Raw genomic sequence first — 16,528 nt, 5'->3', positions numbered from 1 at the left:
CGCAATCATTTGATGACGCCCATCTATGACCGTTTGAAAGAACGTGGTGCTGTCTTTGGTCAGTCTTATGGTCTGGAACATGCGCTTTGGTTTGCACCAGAAGGTGTTGAACCTGTTGAAGAAATTACCTTCAAACGTTCTAATGCGTTTGAACATGTAGCCGAAGAATGTCGTGCGGTTCGTGAAGATGTGGGTATGATCGAAACATCCAACTTTGCGAAATACAAAGTCACAGGTTCTGGTGCGCGCGACTGGATCAACTATATCTTTGCTAATCAGGCCCCTAAGATTGGCCGTATGGTTTTGGCGCCCATGTTGAATTATGAAGGCGGTTTAATCGGTGACTTCACAGTCGGCTGTTTAGGCGAAGACGAATTTTATGTGATCGGTACTGGTATTGCTGAAGAATATCATATGCGCTGGTTTGAGCAGCATTTACCAGAAGATGGTTCTGTTCGCATTGATGCATTGGGGCTTGGTTTGCTTGGCCTGTCTATCGCAGGTCCGAAATCTCGTGCCTTGTTACAGAAACTTGTGCGTGATGATCTATCCAACGAAGCTTTGAAATTCATGGATATCCGCAAGATGGATATCGGCATGATCCCGGCCTTGGTCGGGCGTGTTAGCTTCACAGGTGATTTGGGATATGAAATTTGGGTGAAACCAGAATATCAAATCGCTTTGTTCGACCTTTTGATGGAAACGGGTGAAGAGTTCGGCCTGAAACTATTTGGAGGTCGCGCCTTGAAATCCCTCTCCATGGAAAAGGCTTTTGGGTCTTGGTCTACAGAATATCGTCCGATTTATGGTCCATATGAAGCTGCCATGGGGCGTTTTGTATCTGTGCAAAAAGAAGATTTTATTGGTCGAGAGGCGGCCCTGAAAGAGAAAGAAGAAGGCAGCAAGATGAAACTGGTTCTTCTGGATATTGAGGTAAATGATGCAGATGTGATTAATGATGAACCAATTTGGCATGATGGCAAAACCGTTGGCTGGGTAACATCTGGTGGGTATGCGCATCATACACAGAAATCATTGGCTTTGGGATATGTCCCAAGTGAAGTAGCCACTGATGTAGCTGCAAATGCATTTGAAGTTGAGATTATGGGAGAACGTCGTCCGGCAACATTGTTGACCGAACCACCATTTGATCCAAAAGCTGAACGCATGCGCGGCTAATTCACCAAACTTCCACTACACCTAGACCCGCAGGTTACTCTTCCTGTGGGTTCTTTTTATTTTAAAAATATTTCTTATTTAGATAATCTGCCATTTCTCGTTTTACGGCAGGAATTCTATCCCATATTCGCTCAGATAATGCAGGATGTGCCGAATAGAAACTATTACTCATAATTAAATAGTAATTCTTGCTAAGATAGGGTTTTGAGAAGTGCTTTATAGTATGATCTTTCTTTTCCAAAATTGGATTCACCAGATTTAAAAAAGAAACAAATGCATCGATTCTTCCCCTCTCCAGAAGCTCTAATCCTTTCGCAGTATTTTCCAGTTCCAATATATTAAACCCATCTTCCATTAAATGTGTGACGACAGAAAAACCTAGCTCTGCCCCTATATGCCTTTCTACACCTGAAAGTGATTCTCCGTCCCATCTTAAGTCAGAATTATTTCGAATATTATAAAAGATTAAGTATTCAGATTTGATAAACTTGCGTTCATTATCTAATGCGCCTGTTTTATCTCTTGGATATTTAGCGTATTTGCTTCGAGATTCTAGAAAAGATGCGCCGGGTATCATGTCGACTTCCCCTGTTTCAAGCATTTTTAGACAGCGTTTCCAAGGGCGACGGATCAGGGTGAATTTAGTTTTTTCGGCTTCTATTACTTTTTGCAGTAATTCAATTTGGATGCCAGGGTTTTTAGGGATCTTCTCCCCTTGTCCAACGATAAAAGGAGGGAAATGATCCGTAGAATAGCATACGAGAATAGGAGAATTATGCGCATGGAGAGTTTTGTTGAGGCCGAAACCGACAGACAACAAACATAGAATAGTCAAAATGATCTTTAAGCCATGTTGAGCAATCCGCATAGGCTTTATCCTTTTGTATCTAAAGGACAGCATATACCGAATAGATGATTTTGTGAACTATACTTAGAATACTTCTAGATTAGTTGACCTTATCTGAGAAACGTTCAATAAGCCAATTCCGTAATTGTTGAACTGCAAAATGGTTCATATCTTCAGGCAAACAAACAGAGTAATATCCATACCCACTTTCATGGATCAGTTCCGGGAATGGAGCAATGAGTTGGCCTGCTGCTATCTCTTTGGCGAATAACTTAGGGTCAGAAATGAAAATACCATTGCCTGAAATCACATATTGGGCGGCCAGATGCGCAGTATCGAAGACCGGACTTGTCTGGGTGTCTTTGCTTAATCCGTTTTTTCGTAACCAATTATCCCAAGTCATAAAGGGGCCGTCCACGGTTTTGACGTGAACCGTTTGGTTTTTGGATATGATCTGAGCAACATCCAGTTTATCTATGTCATCCTCTGAAAGTAATGAGGGATGGCAAAGCGGTGTTATTTTTTCTTGCCATAGTAAATCCATTACATAATCAGACACCTGAGGCGTTGAGTAAATAACGGCTAAATCCAGATTATCTTTACGCAACTCCGTTGGCCGTCGCGGTGTACTTAGATGCAATGTAATTTCAGGATTTTCGTTCTGAAATTCCGTTAGTAAGGGGGCTGCACCATAATGAGCAAAGGTTGGCGGAAAAGAGACTTTAAGAGGGATTAACGTTTCTTCATTTTGTAAGCGGTTTAAAGCTTCTTCTAAAGTATCAAATGCGTGCGTTAACGCAGGAAGCAACGCTTTACCTTGTTCTGTTAATTCTAATGTATGTGGGCGACGTTCAAAGAGTTTCACCCCAAGAAGATCTTCTAAGTTAATAACATGGCGACTAATCGCACTTTGGGTCACTGATAAAGTTTCAGCAGCTTTGGTAAAGCTATGACGCGTGCCAGTTACTTCAAAAGCACGAAGAGAGTTCAAAGGTAAAAGGCGACGATTCATCATGTTTCATACCCAATCAATCAAGTGATTGTAAGCTCCAATTCCGGTGCATAAATGTCGGGTAATTATTGTTTTTTTTCAAGTATGAATTATAAGTTTTTCTGGCTTCAATGCGACCTTATTAATGATCCATGTCGCATTGAAACCAGTTTGTTAATCGGGATTATAATCCGTGCTTGCCGCCATAGCCACTTGCTTGGGATTCTTGCCATCCTTCAAGCGCGCCATCAGCCGGTTTGAAGATTTCCACATGTAAGGGATAACAAGCTGTACTGTCATCTGAATGACTGCTGCCACAATCCCCGCCCGGACATGTTGATAATGCCCCTACTAAGTCAATTTCCGCAAACATTTCTAGAAAATCACCTGGACGAACTGGGCTGGCTTTCATGAAATATTGATGGGTGTCTTTGGTGAAGCCTGTGCACATGAAAACATTTAAAACGTCGTGAACAATTGGTTCTGCTTGATCAACGGTCATATCAGTGCCCTCAACAACCGCACGGGTTAAGTTTGAGTGACAGCAATGGTTATAATCCACGCCCTTGAGCATATGGTTCGTATAGGGATCACAGCGTGTTCCGATTACGTCATGGACACCACCACCGTCTTCATCCCAGCCATACCAATCCAACGTATCATGTGTAATGGTTGCAAGTGGACGTAGATAAGGAAGGTTACTCCATAACCGATCCCCAGTTGACACATGTGTGGCGTGTAATTGGCGGGTTTTACCACTAAAGAAACGTTCTTGCATGTTATGGGCGTTGAACAAATTTAAGTCACCAACCTGGGGCCCCTCTACACTGTTAATGCGGAAGAAATGTCCTTTAGGGACATGAAATGTTTTTCCGTCACGTGGCGGTACCGTCACTTCATCTACCTTCACCATATTGGCACGGGCATTTTCATAAAAATCCTTTTCATAAGCAGGTACGCAATCGACATCATAACAAATGATTGGCTTTTGTGCGCGACGTTCTTTTGCATCGGATGGTTCTTGATAATGTGGTGTTTGTGGCATGCTCTTCTCCCTTATTCAATTTGTTGTTTTTATGGCAGTGACGATAGGGGGATTTGATCAACAAGGCTAATAAAAAACGGGAATAAAATCTTGTCGCCCTTTTCACTGATCAGTTATGGAGAAGCTCCTTTCACCAATTTCGTGAAAAAATTCGATATCCGACATTAGTTTTTTTCAGATTTACAGAAAAAGAAAAATAACAACTAATCCATGGATAATAAGAAAGTCGCCTTCATAATGTGAAATGTCACGAAAAAGGCATAATGATACAGGAATTAGAGGGAGGGACGACCAATGTCCGTATCCAATCAATTTTTGGATTTTCACGCCATAAAAGAAAAATTGCACCTTTCGAAATACCAGATCATCCTGGGCCAGATGCTGGCTATGAAGCTTTGGAAGCATGGTCGCGACAAAAAGCGGCAAATCACAATCAACATGTTATTGGTTATGGAAAATTAGCGGAAGATGAATGGGCTGCCGCAGGCCTTCTAGAGCCAGATCTATCTGCTATGCGCCATTATCGAATTGAACGTATTCGCGAACAATTGCGTGCCAGAGATCTGGCTGGTGTTTACCTTTATGACCCATTGAATATACGCTATGCAACAGACACTACAAATATGCAACTATGGACAACGCATAATCCTGTGCGGTCCTGTTTTATTGCAACGGATGGGCCGGTGATCTTATATGATTTCCATAATTGTGAACATCTTTCAGATCATTCTGAAGTTGTTGATGAAGTACATCCGGGCGTGGCGTGGTTCTATTTTGAAGCAGGTGGGCGTACAGAAGAATTTGCAAAGAAATGGGCAAAGATCACTGCTGATTTGGTTCATCAATATGGTGGCGGCAATAAGCGCTTAGCTTTTGACCAGATAGATTCTCACGGTATTCCATTTTTAAATGAGCATGGTGTTGAAGTAATCTATGGCGAAGATTTGATGGAAGAAGCCCGCAAGATCAAATCCGTTGATGAATTAACATGTATGCGCCGTGCGATTGTGGCCTGTGAAGCTTCAATGAAAGTCATGGAAGATAATCTGAAAGTAGGTATGACCGAAAATGATTTATGGGCTATTTTGCACGCAGAAAATATCCGCCGAGGTGGCGAATGGATTGAAACACGTTTATTGGCGTCAGGCCCACGAACCAATCCATGGTTCCAAGAATCATCCGCACGCGTCATTGAAGATGGAGATCTTGTTTCTTTCGATACAGATTTGATTGGTTCCTACGGTTATTGCGTCGATATTTCACGCAGTTGGTTATGTGGGGATGGTCTGCCCACCAATGAGCAGCGCCATCTTTATCAAATGGCAGTGGAACAGATAGAGGCAAATACAAAAATATTGAAACCGGGTATGTCTTTTTATGACATGACCCATGAAGCCAAAAATTTGCCTGATGATTACCTGCCGAACCGATATGGGGTTCTTTATCATGGTGTCGGGTTATGTGATGAATATCCATCTGTTCGTTATCCTGTGGATTGGGAACATCATGGCTATGATGGTGTTTTGGAACCTGGAATGATTGTGTGCGTTGAGAGTTATGTGGGCCGTCATGGTGGTCATGAAGGCGTAAAATTAGAAGAGCAGGTATTGATCACGGATGATGGATATGAAGTAATGTCTAGTTATCCATTAGATGAACGTTTGATGGCGTAATTTAGGTTAACCATCTGATTGAAGACATCGGCCGAAAGAAGTGTTCTTTCGGCCGTTTTTTTTGAGTTTGTTAATATAATTCAGTGAAGTATACTTTTAAAAGTCAAAATTATATGGGTGGAATTCTAAATGTAGATCGCTATCCGTATATGGGTTCGCGGCAATAACATCCTCATTTAATTCAATGCCAAGCCCCGGCGCATCATGTGCGTATAGATAACCTTCTTCCCATTTAATTGGTGTTTTCAATACATCCCCGTGGAAGCTTCTCATATCTTGGATGCTTTCCTGAATTAGGAAGTTTGGTGTAGACAGGCATAGATGTATGTTGGCTGCTTCCTCAACAGGGCCACAATATAGATGTGGAGCAATTTGAGCATAAAATGTTTCTGCCATGCCAGCGATTTTCTTTGCTTCCCAAATACCACCTACACGCCCAACTGCAAATTGCAAGATGGATGCGGAACGATTTTGAAGTACCCGAGAGAATTCGTATTTAGAGACAAGACGCTCACCCGTAGACACTGGTATTTTTGTACCACGTGCAACCAAGGCCATTTCTTCTGGCATGTCTGGTGGGGTTGGTTCTTCAAACCAAAGTGGTTCATATTGCTCAAGACGTTGCGCCAAGCGGATTGCACTTGCCGGTGTCATCTGGCCATGTGTGCCAAATAGTAAATCGGCTTTGCTACCAACTGCCTCACGTATTTTACGACAGAAGGTTTCTGCACGATCCATATCTTCTAGATTAATGAAGCGTCCATCAAAGGCAGTATAGGGGCCAGTAGGATCAAATTTAATTCCTGTAAAGCCTTGCGCGACATAGTCGGCGGCGCGTTCAGCGGCTAAATCGGGATCTGCATAGACATTTGTTTTATCTTCTGGCTTTGGATATAAATATGTATAACTACGTAAACGATCACGTACTTTCCCACCTAGTAAGTCATAAACAGGGCGATTTAGTGCTTTGCCTTGAATATCCCAACAAGCTGTTTCGATGCCACTGAAGATACTCATCAAAGTTGGATCAGGGCGCTGGGAATATCCTGTCGAATATACATTGCGATACATTTTTTCAATTTCAGAAGGTGCATTCCCTTTCACATTTCGCTCAAAGACGTCTTCGATCATCTTTTCAACTACATCTGGATGGAAAGGTGGGGAATATACTTCGCCGATTCCATCTATGCCGCAGGCCGTAGTGAGCTTGACAAAGATCCAATAGCGTCCGCCAAAATGTGGCGCAGGGGTGGCAACGGTATAAACTTTAATATCGCTGAGTTTCATGATTTTTTCTCGTGATCGCTCATAGGTGTCGTTTATGGAATAGAGGTTAGCCCTAAATTTATAGAGCTTGTCCCTAGTTTTTTAGCATAGTGTTTTTTCTTTATGCAAAAAACAAGTGAATGGTTATGAGGCTGAGGCCTAAAACTATTTGAAGATATATGTTATAATTTTTGTTGGTTTAATAAGTTAAGGATGTGGGGCCATGGCTTATAATTTACCGCCACTGAACTGGTTACGTTCATTTGAGGCTGCAGCACGTAAAGTTAGTTTTACGGCTGCTGCGGATGAATTGAACCTGACAGCTGCTGCAGTGAGCTATCAAGTACGCTCTTTAGAAGAGCATTTAGGCTTTCCGTTATTTGAACGTTTGCCTCGTAGTCTGCGCCTGACCGAAATGGGACGCGCTTATTTGCCATCGGTGCGTAAAGCCTTTGGTGAATTATCATCATCCACAGTAGGTCTTTTTGGTGTTCAGGGCGAGACATCTATCACCGTTCGTGCGCCGATCTCTTTTACCACCCAATGGTTAGCGACTAATATGTCGGAATTCCGAGATGCATATCCGGAAGTAGGCATTCGTATCTATACTTCAAACTGGGTAGATAAGTTGATGGGCGAAAAGGTGGATATTGATATTCGCTATGGTGACGGTAATTGGGACGGTGAAGTTGCTGAATTGGTCTATGAAGAAAATACGATTATCGTCGCAAGTGAATCCTATATTAAAAAGTTTGGTGAAATTAACTCTCTTCAGGATTTACAGAAACACAGTCTAATCCATGTGATGGGTGTTAAAGACAGCTGGGAACAATTATTCCGCAAACATGAAATTGAATTTGAAGATGATATTAGTTCTATCAAAGTAGACAGTTCTCTGGTTGCTATGAAGATGGCGATGGCGGATCAGGGAATTGCATTGCTTTATCGCAGTTTTGCTCAAGAAGCACTTGATGATAAAAAACTGATAGAGCCACTTATCTTTGAAGAGAAATCAGAGTTTTCTCATTATTTGATTTTGCCGGACGCACGCACAAAGCCAAGACCGGAGGTTCTTTTATTCCGTGATTGGTTACGTGATAAAGCGCGTAAGGATTTGTTGGCAGCTTAATCGGTGAATAAACCTTTGTAAGTCTCACGAAGTAGGTTTTTCTGAACTTTGCCCATTGTGTTACGGGGAAGTTCTTCAAGGAAAAGATATTTCTTCGGTTGTTTATATTTTGCTAAACTATCTTGGAAATGAGATTTTAAGTTTTCTTCTCTTAGAGTCTCATTTTGCATTGGAACGATGATTGCGATAACAGCTTCACCAAAATCTGGGTGAGGGACACCGATAATCGCACTTTCATTGACGCCTTCCATATCATCGATCAGTAATTCTAGTTCTTTTGGGTATACGTTAAAGCCACCTGAAATCACTAAATCTTTTGAGCGACCGATAATAGTGATATAGCCGTCATCGTCGATTTTACCGAGGTCGCCAGTGATAAAGAAACCATCTTCACGCAATTCTTCTTTGGTTTTGTCGGGCATTTGCCAATATCCACCAAACACATTGGGGCCTTTTACTTCTATGGAGCCAATTTCATCGTTTGGTAATAATTGATCTGTTTCAGGATCCATAATCCGTATTTCTACATCTTCCAAAGGAAAGCCAACTGTACCCGCGCGACGTTCACCATCATAAGGATTTGATGTGTTCATATTGGTTTCGGTCATGCCATATCGTTCTAGAATCGCATGACCTGTTTTCGCTTGCCATTGGTCGTGCGTTTCTGCGAGTAGGGGGGCAGAACCAGAAATAAAGATGCGCATATTGGCAACATAGTCTTTGTTGAGTTTTTCTTGTTTTAAGAGGCGTGTATAAAATGTGGGCACGCCCATCAAAGCTGTGGCATTTGGAATGGCATCTATAATGTCATCGGCATCAAATTTCGCCATGAAGATTAAGGATGAACCTGCGGCAAGTGTTGTATTTGTTGCGACAAATAATCCATGACTGTGAAAAATTGGTAGCGCATGAATGAGAACATCGTCTGAAGTAAAACGCCATGCTTTACGGAGCGTGTCACAGTTACTCCATAAATTTTGATGGGACAGCATAGCCCCTTTGGATCGTCCAGTCGTGCCAGATGTGTAGAGAATTGCGGCTAGGTCTCCAGAGTTGCGTGAAACAGGTTTGAAACCGGGTGACGTTAATTGAACTTGCCCTGTAAGACTTCCTTGTCCATCCGCATCAAGGGTAAGCAGATGTTCCGTTCCACATTGAGCTACTATTCTTTGATAGTTTTTTTCTTGACGCGGGTCGCAGATGAAAATCTGAGGTTTTGCATCATTAATGAAATATTCGATCTCTTGTGAGGTATAGGCTGTGTTTAGAGGAAGGAAAACAGCGCCTGCCATCATTGTACCAAGATATAATTGTATTTGTTCAAGGGATTTATCAGCTTGAACTGCAACACGATCTCCTGGATTTACGCCATGATTGACCAGAACTTGCGCAACCTTCTCGGCTTGTACGAATAATTCACCATAACTTATTTTTTTACCATCTAGTGTAGATGCAAAAGTTACGTTTTCGCATCCCACAGATGATTGACGCAAATGATGAATAAGATAGTTCTGGTCATACATATGAATTGGCTCTGTCGAGATTATTTGAGTAAGCCTGCCACATGTGGTGCGGCAATAACTTCACCATTATTTACATATGTTTCGTGGTTTTTCTCAATATCTTTAATGCGATATTGGTAATTTACCATACAACCCCAAGAATTTTTAAGGCCTCGTTTGCTGATATCTCCCATCATATGGAGGTTTTCTAGGCGGGCGCCATTCCCTAGATGGAAACGAGCGACTGGGTCGACAGCACCGCCATCCTTACCTTTGCTGGAGATAAGGTAACGGGCTAGTAACTCTGGCATATGATCTAAATTAGGCAGTACATCCATGACTTCGGTATCATTCTGACAAGCCGTTAAAATGCCTAGTGTCTCGTTATCCTTACCTGAAAGATTGTCACTCATTTCCAAATGGGCTTTTTCCGCCCATTTACGGAATCCCGGTACAGGTGACAACGTTATAAATGTATCTAATTTCTCAAACTCATGACGTAGATCTTCAACCACTTGTTTGATCAGGAAGTTACCAAAACTAATCCCTCGCAACCCCGTTTGACAGTTCGAAATCGAATAAAACACAGCGGTTGTTGCTTCTTCCGCCTGAATAGGGTCTCGATCATCAGAAAGGATAGGGCCAATGGCGCCGGGTACTTCTTTTAAGAGGGCAACCTCAACAAAGATCAAAGGTTCATTTCCAAGGGCAGGGTGAAAATAGCCATATAATCGACGATCTGGCGCACCTACACGTTGGCGCAAATCATCCCATCCATTTATCTCATGGACGGCCTCATAGGCGATTATTTTTTCCAAAATGGCCGCTGGTGTGTTCCAGTCAATGCGTTGTAATTCAAGAAAACCTCTATTAAACCAAGAATTAAATAAATGTGAGAAATCTTTATCTAAGGCACGTAAGTCGGCTTCGATTTTCATGAATTTTAGTAGGTCAGTGCGCATCTTTACCAATGATGATGTACCATTAGGTGCTTGATTGAGGCGTCTGATGAGGTCCTGACTACGCGGTTCCGATGCGAAATGTAGCATCCTTGCGGCTGTTTCTGTTTGATCTTTCTGCCACGCCTCAATGGCCTTTTCTAAGGCTGTTGTATCTATGCCAAATCTAGCTTGAATATCTTTGAAGAATTGAAGTTTTCTTTCATTATCATCTAGTTGGGCGTAACTATTGAGAATCTGTGCCGCATGGGCAAGCGTGGTGGCTTCCCCTTTTTTGGAGAACATAGCTTCGCATTCTTCTGCCAAACTTAGGTTTAACATGGAAGATGGTGTTCGAAGCGAGCGTCCAATGTCGCTCACTTTGGAAAGCAAATCGCTTAATAAACTCATATCGATACATCCCTTATTTCTTTGTATCAGTATATCCTTTTATAGACTGAAGCAGAAGAATTAACGGGATACAAATGAAATAAATATGATGTTTGGGGTGATTGAAATGTAGAAGTTAATTTTGGATTAAAGAGTCGAAAAAAAGCCCTTGAAGATCACTACTTCAAGGGCAGGTCAACAAGGGGTTCGTTCAAACTTATAAAGAACTATAGGAGATTGTTGTGACGATATGTATCCATGTTGTGGCAAGGATCGGGGTAGTAATATCACAAGAATCTAACACTTGTTGTATTTCATTTCTAAACGGAAAGGGTTGCTTGGTATATCAAAACTATCCGAAGATTTGATTAGGTTATGGCTAATCTAAGATGTGAAAAGATTTACTTTACGAAAGCAAAAGAAGCTTTCAATCTATCATTTCGAAACAGGGACTGGTCTCAGTCTGTTTTTTTTAGAAACTAATAAGATAGCGTTTAAAGATAAAGGATGGACCCAAATGGCCCACACACGAATTCGTCCGTTTAATACAAAGAAAACTTACCCGGAACAGAATCTGGACAATGATTTGGCCCAAGGTTGTGTCGCGCAAGGCCGCATCGTGTTTTTACGTGGTCAATGCCCGCAAGATTTAGATACCGCGGAAGATATTGGTAGTTCGGATCCAGTGGATCAAACCCATAAAGTGATGCAAAACATTAAACAATTGATGGAAGAAGCGGGCGGCAAGATGGAGCATGTAACCAAGTTGGTTGTGTATTTGACAGATGTTCGTCACCGTGAGGACGTTTATCGTACAATGGGTGAATATATCAAAGGCGTTCATCCTGTTTGTACAGGACTTGTAGTTGTTGCATTAGCACGCCCTGGCTGGTTGGTAGAGATCGACGCAACTGGCGTTATTCCAGAAGGTGAGTAAAAGATGACTTTTTCGGTTGTCGCACGTTGTCAGGAAACAGGCATGTTTGGTATGGCTGTTTCCTCATCCTCACCTGCTGTAGCAGCACGTTGTGCCAATGCCCGCGCGGGGGTTGGGGCTGTGTCTAGTCAAAATATTACAGATCCAACTTTGGGTCCAAAAGCACTGGATTTATTGGAAAAAGGTGCCTCTGCGGTACAAGCTCGTGACATTTTGCGCCAATCTAACAACCATATGAATTACCGACAGGTGTTGATTGTAGATAAAGATGGTAATACCGCTATTCATTCTGGTGAAAATTCACTGGGTATTTTTGCTGAAGCAGAAGACCACAACATCGCATGTGCAGGAAATCTACTAGATAATGACGGTGTCCCAAGGGCAATGATCAATTGTTTTAAACAGACCGAAGGTAAAGGTCTTTATCTTGGGGACCGTTTGATTGATGTGATGCGCGCGGCGTTGGCAGCAGGCGGTGAAGCAGGCCCTATTCATTCTATTGGTATGCGTTTGGTAGATAAGGTGAGTTGGCCTGTGGCTGATTTACGTGTGGATTGGACAGAAAATTGTCCGGTCGAAGAGCTTACCAAGCTTTGGAATATCTATAAGCCACAATTGGCCGATTATGTAACCCGTGGGATCAATCCATCTGATGCGCCAAGTTATGGCGTGCCCGGTGACGAATAGAAACATACTTGTAAACTGGGTGATGGGGAACCGAAAGGGAACTTGTCGCCCGTTTTTATTTGAGAAATATTATAAATAGAGGAAGCGGATCATGGGACTCCATACTCTGGAAGAATGGAAAGCAAAAGCAGCGTCACTGACATATAGAAATCAAGCCTTCATTAATGGCCAATTTGTAGATGCGATATCCGGGAATACCTTTGATAATATTAACCCGGCAACAGGTGAAACTATTACTAAAGTTGCTGAATGTGATGCAGCAGATATCGACATTGCTGTTAAAGCTGCACGTGCTTCTTTTAAGTCTGGTGTCTGGTCAAAAAAAGCACCGATGGAACGAAAAGATGTGTTGTTAAAGCTTGCTGATCTCATCCGTGATAATCTGGAAGAACTTGCCTTACTTGAATCCCTTGATATGGGAAAGAAGGTCGAAGATGCTGCGGCTGTTGATATACCGGGATCTGCCATGTTTTGGCAGTGGTATGCCGAAAGTATTGATAAAATCTATGATGAAGTTGCCCCGACAGCAGCTGGTGATTTAGCAATTGTCAAGCGTGAAGCATTGGGGGTTATTGGTGCGGTGACCCCTTGGAACTTTCCTTTGGATATGGCCACATGGAAATGTGCACCTGCTTTGGCAATGGGAAATTCCGTTGTCTTAAAACCTGCGGAACAATCACCTTTATCAGCTTTGTTCTTAGCGGAGCTGGCGCAGGAAGCTGGTGTGCCGGACGGTGTTTTAAATGTGGTGCCGGGATTTGGCCCAACGGCTGGTCAGGCTTTGGGATTACATGATGATGTGGATTGTTTAACTTTTACTGGCTCTACGGCGATTGGAAAGTTATTCCAACAATATGCTGGGCAGTCCAATATGAAACAGGTTTGGCTTGAAACGGGTGGTAAAAGTCCCAATTTGGTTTTCGCAGATTGTAAAGACCTTGACGCGGCAGCGGATATGGCAGCCTTTGGTATCTTCTTTAATCAGGGTGAAGTTTGTTCTGCAAACAGCCGTCTGTTGGTTGAACGCAGTATTAAAGATGAATTCGTTGCAAAGCTTAAAGAGCGTGCTGCGACTATGCAGCCGGGAAACCCGCTGGATCCTGATGCAGGAATGGGCGCGATTGTTGATGCGAAACAAGCCTCAAATGTGCAACGTTATATTCAGATAGGTAAAGAAACAGCCACATTGGTTTGCGGGGGGGACGCACCAACAATTGATGGTAAGGGTTCATTCATTTCGCCGACTATCTTTGATGATGTGACGCATGATCATCAGATTGCCAAAGAAGAAATTTTTGGCCCGGTATTATGTGTGATCCCGTTTGATACTGAAGAAGAAGCAGTGACTATGGCGAATGATACGGAATATGGTTTAGCGGCTTCCGTTTGGACAAATGATCTTAGTCGGGCTCATCGTGTTGCTGATGCTTTATTTGCGGGGACTGTTTCTGTGAATACAGTGGATGCATTAAGTCCAATGACACCATTTGGGGGGATGAAACAATCAGGTTTTGGGCGTGATTTGTCATTGCATGCGTTAGATAAGTTTACTGCACTCAAGACAACTTGGATCAAGTATTAAGCCTTTTAATGATTAAGGAATTCCGAAGTAGATTCTTGTTCTGCTTCGGAATTTATGGCATCTTCTAAATATGCATTTAAGATTTTCACTTCGTCAGATTGAGTATTTTGTTGCCGTAGGCGAGGCAGGTTCAATTGCGCTTGCCTCTGAACGTATTCATATCTCCTCACCTTCGATTTCAGCAGCTATTTCACAACTGGAACAGCAATTTGGCATTCAACTCTTTGTACGCCAACATGCACAGGGCCTTACTCTGACGCCGGGTGGAAGACGGTTTTTGCAAGAAGCTAAAATTCTTCTAGAAAAAGCCGAACACCTTCATGATGTGGCGTCTGATATTACCGAATCTGTGAAGGGGCCCTTAAGTATTGGATGTCTTGTTACCATGGCACCCTATGTTATGGGGCGTTTACGTAAGAGTTTTGAAGGCGATTATCCGGAAGTTTGGGTGACACAGCATATTGATAACCAAGCTAACTTATTGAGTAAAATTTCAAGAGCTGAGGTTGATGCGGCTTTAACTTATGATTTGGATATTCCACAAGATATCCGTTTTGATCCCTTAGCGAAATTGCCGCCTTATGTGATGCTATCGCATGACCATCCTTTAGCGGATCATAAAACTATTAATATTGAGGAACTTGTTGATCATCCAATGGTGATGTTGGACCTTCCGTTAAGCCGAGATTATTTCTTATCTCTCTTCCATCAAACAGGGTTACGTCCATTGATTGGGGAAACGGCGACGGATATGGGGGTTATGCGTTCTATGGTGGCAAACGGATTTGGTTATGGTTTGGCAAATCTTCGTCCACAAAATGAAATGTCCCCAGAAGGTTTGGCTTTAAAACATGTGCCATTAGAGGGAGATTATCGTCCCGTAGTTATTGGAGTTGCATCTATGCGAACCGACTATACCTCTGCGGTCATGAATGCCTTTATGGATCATTGCCATACATCTTTTAAGAATAATAATTTCTTTGGATCGCAAATAGCAACGGATTAAGTTAGCAGCGTTGAGAGGGGGATAGCCCCTCGATCAATCTTTCAACCAGTCGATCGAGCATCTCATCACATAGCTGTATTTGTTGAATGGAAACGAATTCATCTGGCTTATGGCCTTGATCCATGGACCCCGGTCCACAGACAACGGTTGGAATATTTAAAACCTGATCGAAAAGACCACCTTCGGTACCAAAGGCGATTTTAAAGTTTTTATTCTCTCCACGTAAGGATTTTACAAAAGAAACAATATCGGCGCCCGGATTGGTATCAAGACCAGGATAGCTGTTGACCACTTCGATTTTAATATCTGCGCAATCTGCCTTCTCTTTTGCGTTGAAGGTAATTATTTCAGCCGCATTCTTAATGCGCTGAATGATATCTTCAGGCTTATCGGCGGCTAGGTTTCGGATTTCAAAATCCAAAATACATTTATTTGGGACAATATTAAGTGCCACACCGCCGGACATTTTGCCCACATGAATGGTGCTATAAGGAATGTCGTAATCATGGTCTTGTGCCCCATTTTCCGCAAAATCGCTTTGAAGATCTTGAAGGGCTTTGATGAGATCTGCACCAAGATGTAAAGCATTCAGGAAATTAGGTGCCATAGCAGAGTGACCTTCAAGGCCAGTACATGTCGCACGTAAGGCCGTTTTGCCTTTGTGGCCTGTTGCAACGCCTAAGCTTGTTGGTTCCCCAATGAGACAAAAATGAGGTTTCATTGGCGCATCTTTTAGGCGTTCAATTAAATGACGTACGCCTACACAACCGATTTCTTCATCAAATGATACAGCTAAATGTAAGGGGGTTTTCAATGGTTGTTTGCTGGCAATCAAACATGTTCGTATAGCTGAGGCCAGAAAGCCTTTCATATCGGCGGTGCCGCGACCATAATATTTGTCATCTTTTTCTGTTAGGGCAAAAGGTTCGACCGTCCAGTTTTGTCCCGCGACAGGTACAACATCGCTATGTCCAGATAAAACAACACCGCCAGTTGAGGCCGTTTCAGCTGTTAGTTCTGTACCATAAATCGTTGCATATAAATTTGCACGTGTGCCTGTTTCTTCCCCAATAATTTGTACCTCAACATTATGATCAGCTAGCAAATTTTTGATGAAATGGATGAGTTCCATATTTGGAGAAAGGCTTACTGTTTGAAAGGAAAGTAGCTTTTCAAGGATTTCTTTGGTTTTCAATGTTTTACATTCCCGAAGCTGGATTAGGACACAACTACCATATTATCTAAATCTTGGGTTTTAAGAGATTAACTTTTTTCGAAGCTGCGGCCAGATTTTTCTGATGCCATTAAGTATCTCTACTTTTTAAAAATTAAAGGCCTTAACGATTACCAGCAGAG

At 42.4% G+C, this 16,528-nt stretch carries 14 protein-coding genes; 7 read left to right on the top strand and 7 right to left on the bottom strand.

Features of this window, described 5'->3' with window-relative positions; all coding sequences use genetic code 11:
- Nucleotides 1–12: 12 nt before the first annotated feature.
- Entirely contained in the window at nucleotides 13–1,179 is a 1,167-nt protein-coding gene (locus tag E1160_RS14520) for an aminomethyltransferase family protein (protein ID WP_268890629.1), read from the top strand.
- A 61-nt stretch (nucleotides 1,180–1,240) separates the two neighbouring features.
- On the opposite strand, the gene E1160_RS14515 is transcribed toward E1160_RS14520, so the two are convergent.
- The 3 genes from E1160_RS14515 to E1160_RS14505 form a co-directional block, all read right to left on the bottom strand.
- Nucleotides 1,241–2,047, bottom strand: a complete 807-nt coding sequence (locus tag E1160_RS14515; RefSeq protein ID WP_218048924.1) for a substrate-binding periplasmic protein — start codon at nucleotides 2,045–2,047, stop codon at nucleotides 1,241–1,243.
- Nucleotides 2,048–2,126: 79 nt separating this feature from the next.
- Nucleotides 2,127–3,041: a LysR substrate-binding domain-containing protein gene (locus E1160_RS14510; RefSeq protein WP_155156429.1), complete on the bottom strand. Its 915-nt coding sequence runs from the start codon at nucleotides 3,039–3,041 to the stop codon at nucleotides 2,127–2,129.
- A gap of 160 nt (nucleotides 3,042–3,201) precedes the next feature.
- Nucleotides 3,202–4,062 carry an urea carboxylase-associated family protein gene (locus E1160_RS14505; RefSeq protein ID WP_155156428.1) on the bottom strand — a complete coding sequence of 287 codons (861 nt, stop codon included), beginning with the start codon at nucleotides 4,060–4,062 and terminating at the stop codon, nucleotides 3,202–3,204.
- A 263-nt stretch (nucleotides 4,063–4,325) separates the two neighbouring features.
- On the opposite strand from E1160_RS14505, the gene E1160_RS14500 reads away from it, so the two are divergent.
- Complete coding sequence (locus E1160_RS14500; RefSeq protein WP_155156427.1) at nucleotides 4,326–5,735, top strand: M24 family metallopeptidase; 1,410 nt, start codon at nucleotides 4,326–4,328, stop codon at nucleotides 5,733–5,735.
- Nucleotides 5,736–5,831: 96 nt separating this feature from the next.
- Here E1160_RS14500 and E1160_RS14495 read toward each other — a convergent pair whose 3' ends face one another.
- Nucleotides 5,832–7,022: a mandelate racemase/muconate lactonizing enzyme family protein gene (locus E1160_RS14495; protein WP_155156425.1), complete on the bottom strand. Its 1,191-nt coding sequence runs from the start codon at nucleotides 7,020–7,022 to the stop codon at nucleotides 5,832–5,834.
- Nucleotides 7,023–7,224: 202 nt separating this feature from the next.
- Here E1160_RS14495 and E1160_RS14490 point away from each other — a divergent pair, with 202 nt between their 5' ends.
- Nucleotides 7,225–8,130: a LysR substrate-binding domain-containing protein gene (locus E1160_RS14490; protein WP_155156424.1), complete on the top strand. Its 906-nt coding sequence runs from the start codon at nucleotides 7,225–7,227 to the stop codon at nucleotides 8,128–8,130.
- On the opposite strand, the gene E1160_RS14485 is transcribed toward E1160_RS14490, so the two are convergent.
- Nucleotides 8,127–9,653, bottom strand: a complete 1,527-nt coding sequence (locus E1160_RS14485) for a malonate--CoA ligase (RefSeq protein WP_155156423.1) — start codon at nucleotides 9,651–9,653, stop codon at nucleotides 8,127–8,129. The genes E1160_RS14490 and E1160_RS14485 overlap by 4 nt on opposite strands.
- Before the next feature lie 20 nt (nucleotides 9,654–9,673).
- Nucleotides 9,674–10,981, bottom strand: a complete 1,308-nt coding sequence (locus tag E1160_RS14480; protein ID WP_155156422.1) for a malonyl-CoA decarboxylase — start codon at nucleotides 10,979–10,981, stop codon at nucleotides 9,674–9,676.
- A gap of 496 nt (nucleotides 10,982–11,477) precedes the next feature.
- Here E1160_RS14480 and E1160_RS14475 point away from each other — a divergent pair, with 496 nt between their 5' ends.
- The 4 genes from E1160_RS14475 to E1160_RS14460 all read left to right on the top strand — a co-directional run bounded on the left by E1160_RS14475 (nucleotide 11,478) and on the right by E1160_RS14460 (nucleotide 15,172).
- A complete protein-coding gene (locus E1160_RS14475; RefSeq protein WP_155156421.1) occupies nucleotides 11,478–11,897 on the top strand; it encodes a RidA family protein in 420 nt (139 codons plus the stop codon).
- 3 nt (nucleotides 11,898–11,900) lie between these two features.
- Nucleotides 11,901–12,584: a DUF1028 domain-containing protein gene (locus E1160_RS14470; protein WP_155156420.1), complete on the top strand. Its 684-nt coding sequence runs from the start codon at nucleotides 11,901–11,903 to the stop codon at nucleotides 12,582–12,584.
- A 91-nt stretch (nucleotides 12,585–12,675) separates the two neighbouring features.
- Nucleotides 12,676–14,166 (top strand): aldehyde dehydrogenase, encoded by a 1,491-nt coding sequence (locus E1160_RS14465; RefSeq protein ID WP_155156419.1) that lies wholly within the window; start codon nucleotides 12,676–12,678, stop codon nucleotides 14,164–14,166.
- Between the two features lie 70 nt (nucleotides 14,167–14,236).
- Nucleotides 14,237–15,172: a LysR substrate-binding domain-containing protein gene (locus tag E1160_RS14460; RefSeq protein ID WP_155156418.1), complete on the top strand. Its 936-nt coding sequence runs from the start codon at nucleotides 14,237–14,239 to the stop codon at nucleotides 15,170–15,172.
- Between the two features lies 1 nt (nucleotide 15,173).
- On the opposite strand, the gene argE is transcribed toward E1160_RS14460, so the two are convergent.
- Entirely contained in the window at nucleotides 15,174–16,367 is a 1,194-nt protein-coding gene (argE, locus tag E1160_RS14455) for an acetylornithine deacetylase (RefSeq protein WP_155156416.1), read from the bottom strand.
- Nucleotides 16,368–16,528 lie beyond the last annotated feature (161 nt).

The organism is Curvivirga aplysinae (assembly GCF_009711445.1).
GTDB classification, from domain to species: Bacteria; Pseudomonadota; Alphaproteobacteria; order UBA8366; family Aestuariispiraceae; genus Curvivirga; species Curvivirga aplysinae.
This window is presented reverse-complemented; position numbering and strand designations above follow the sequence as displayed.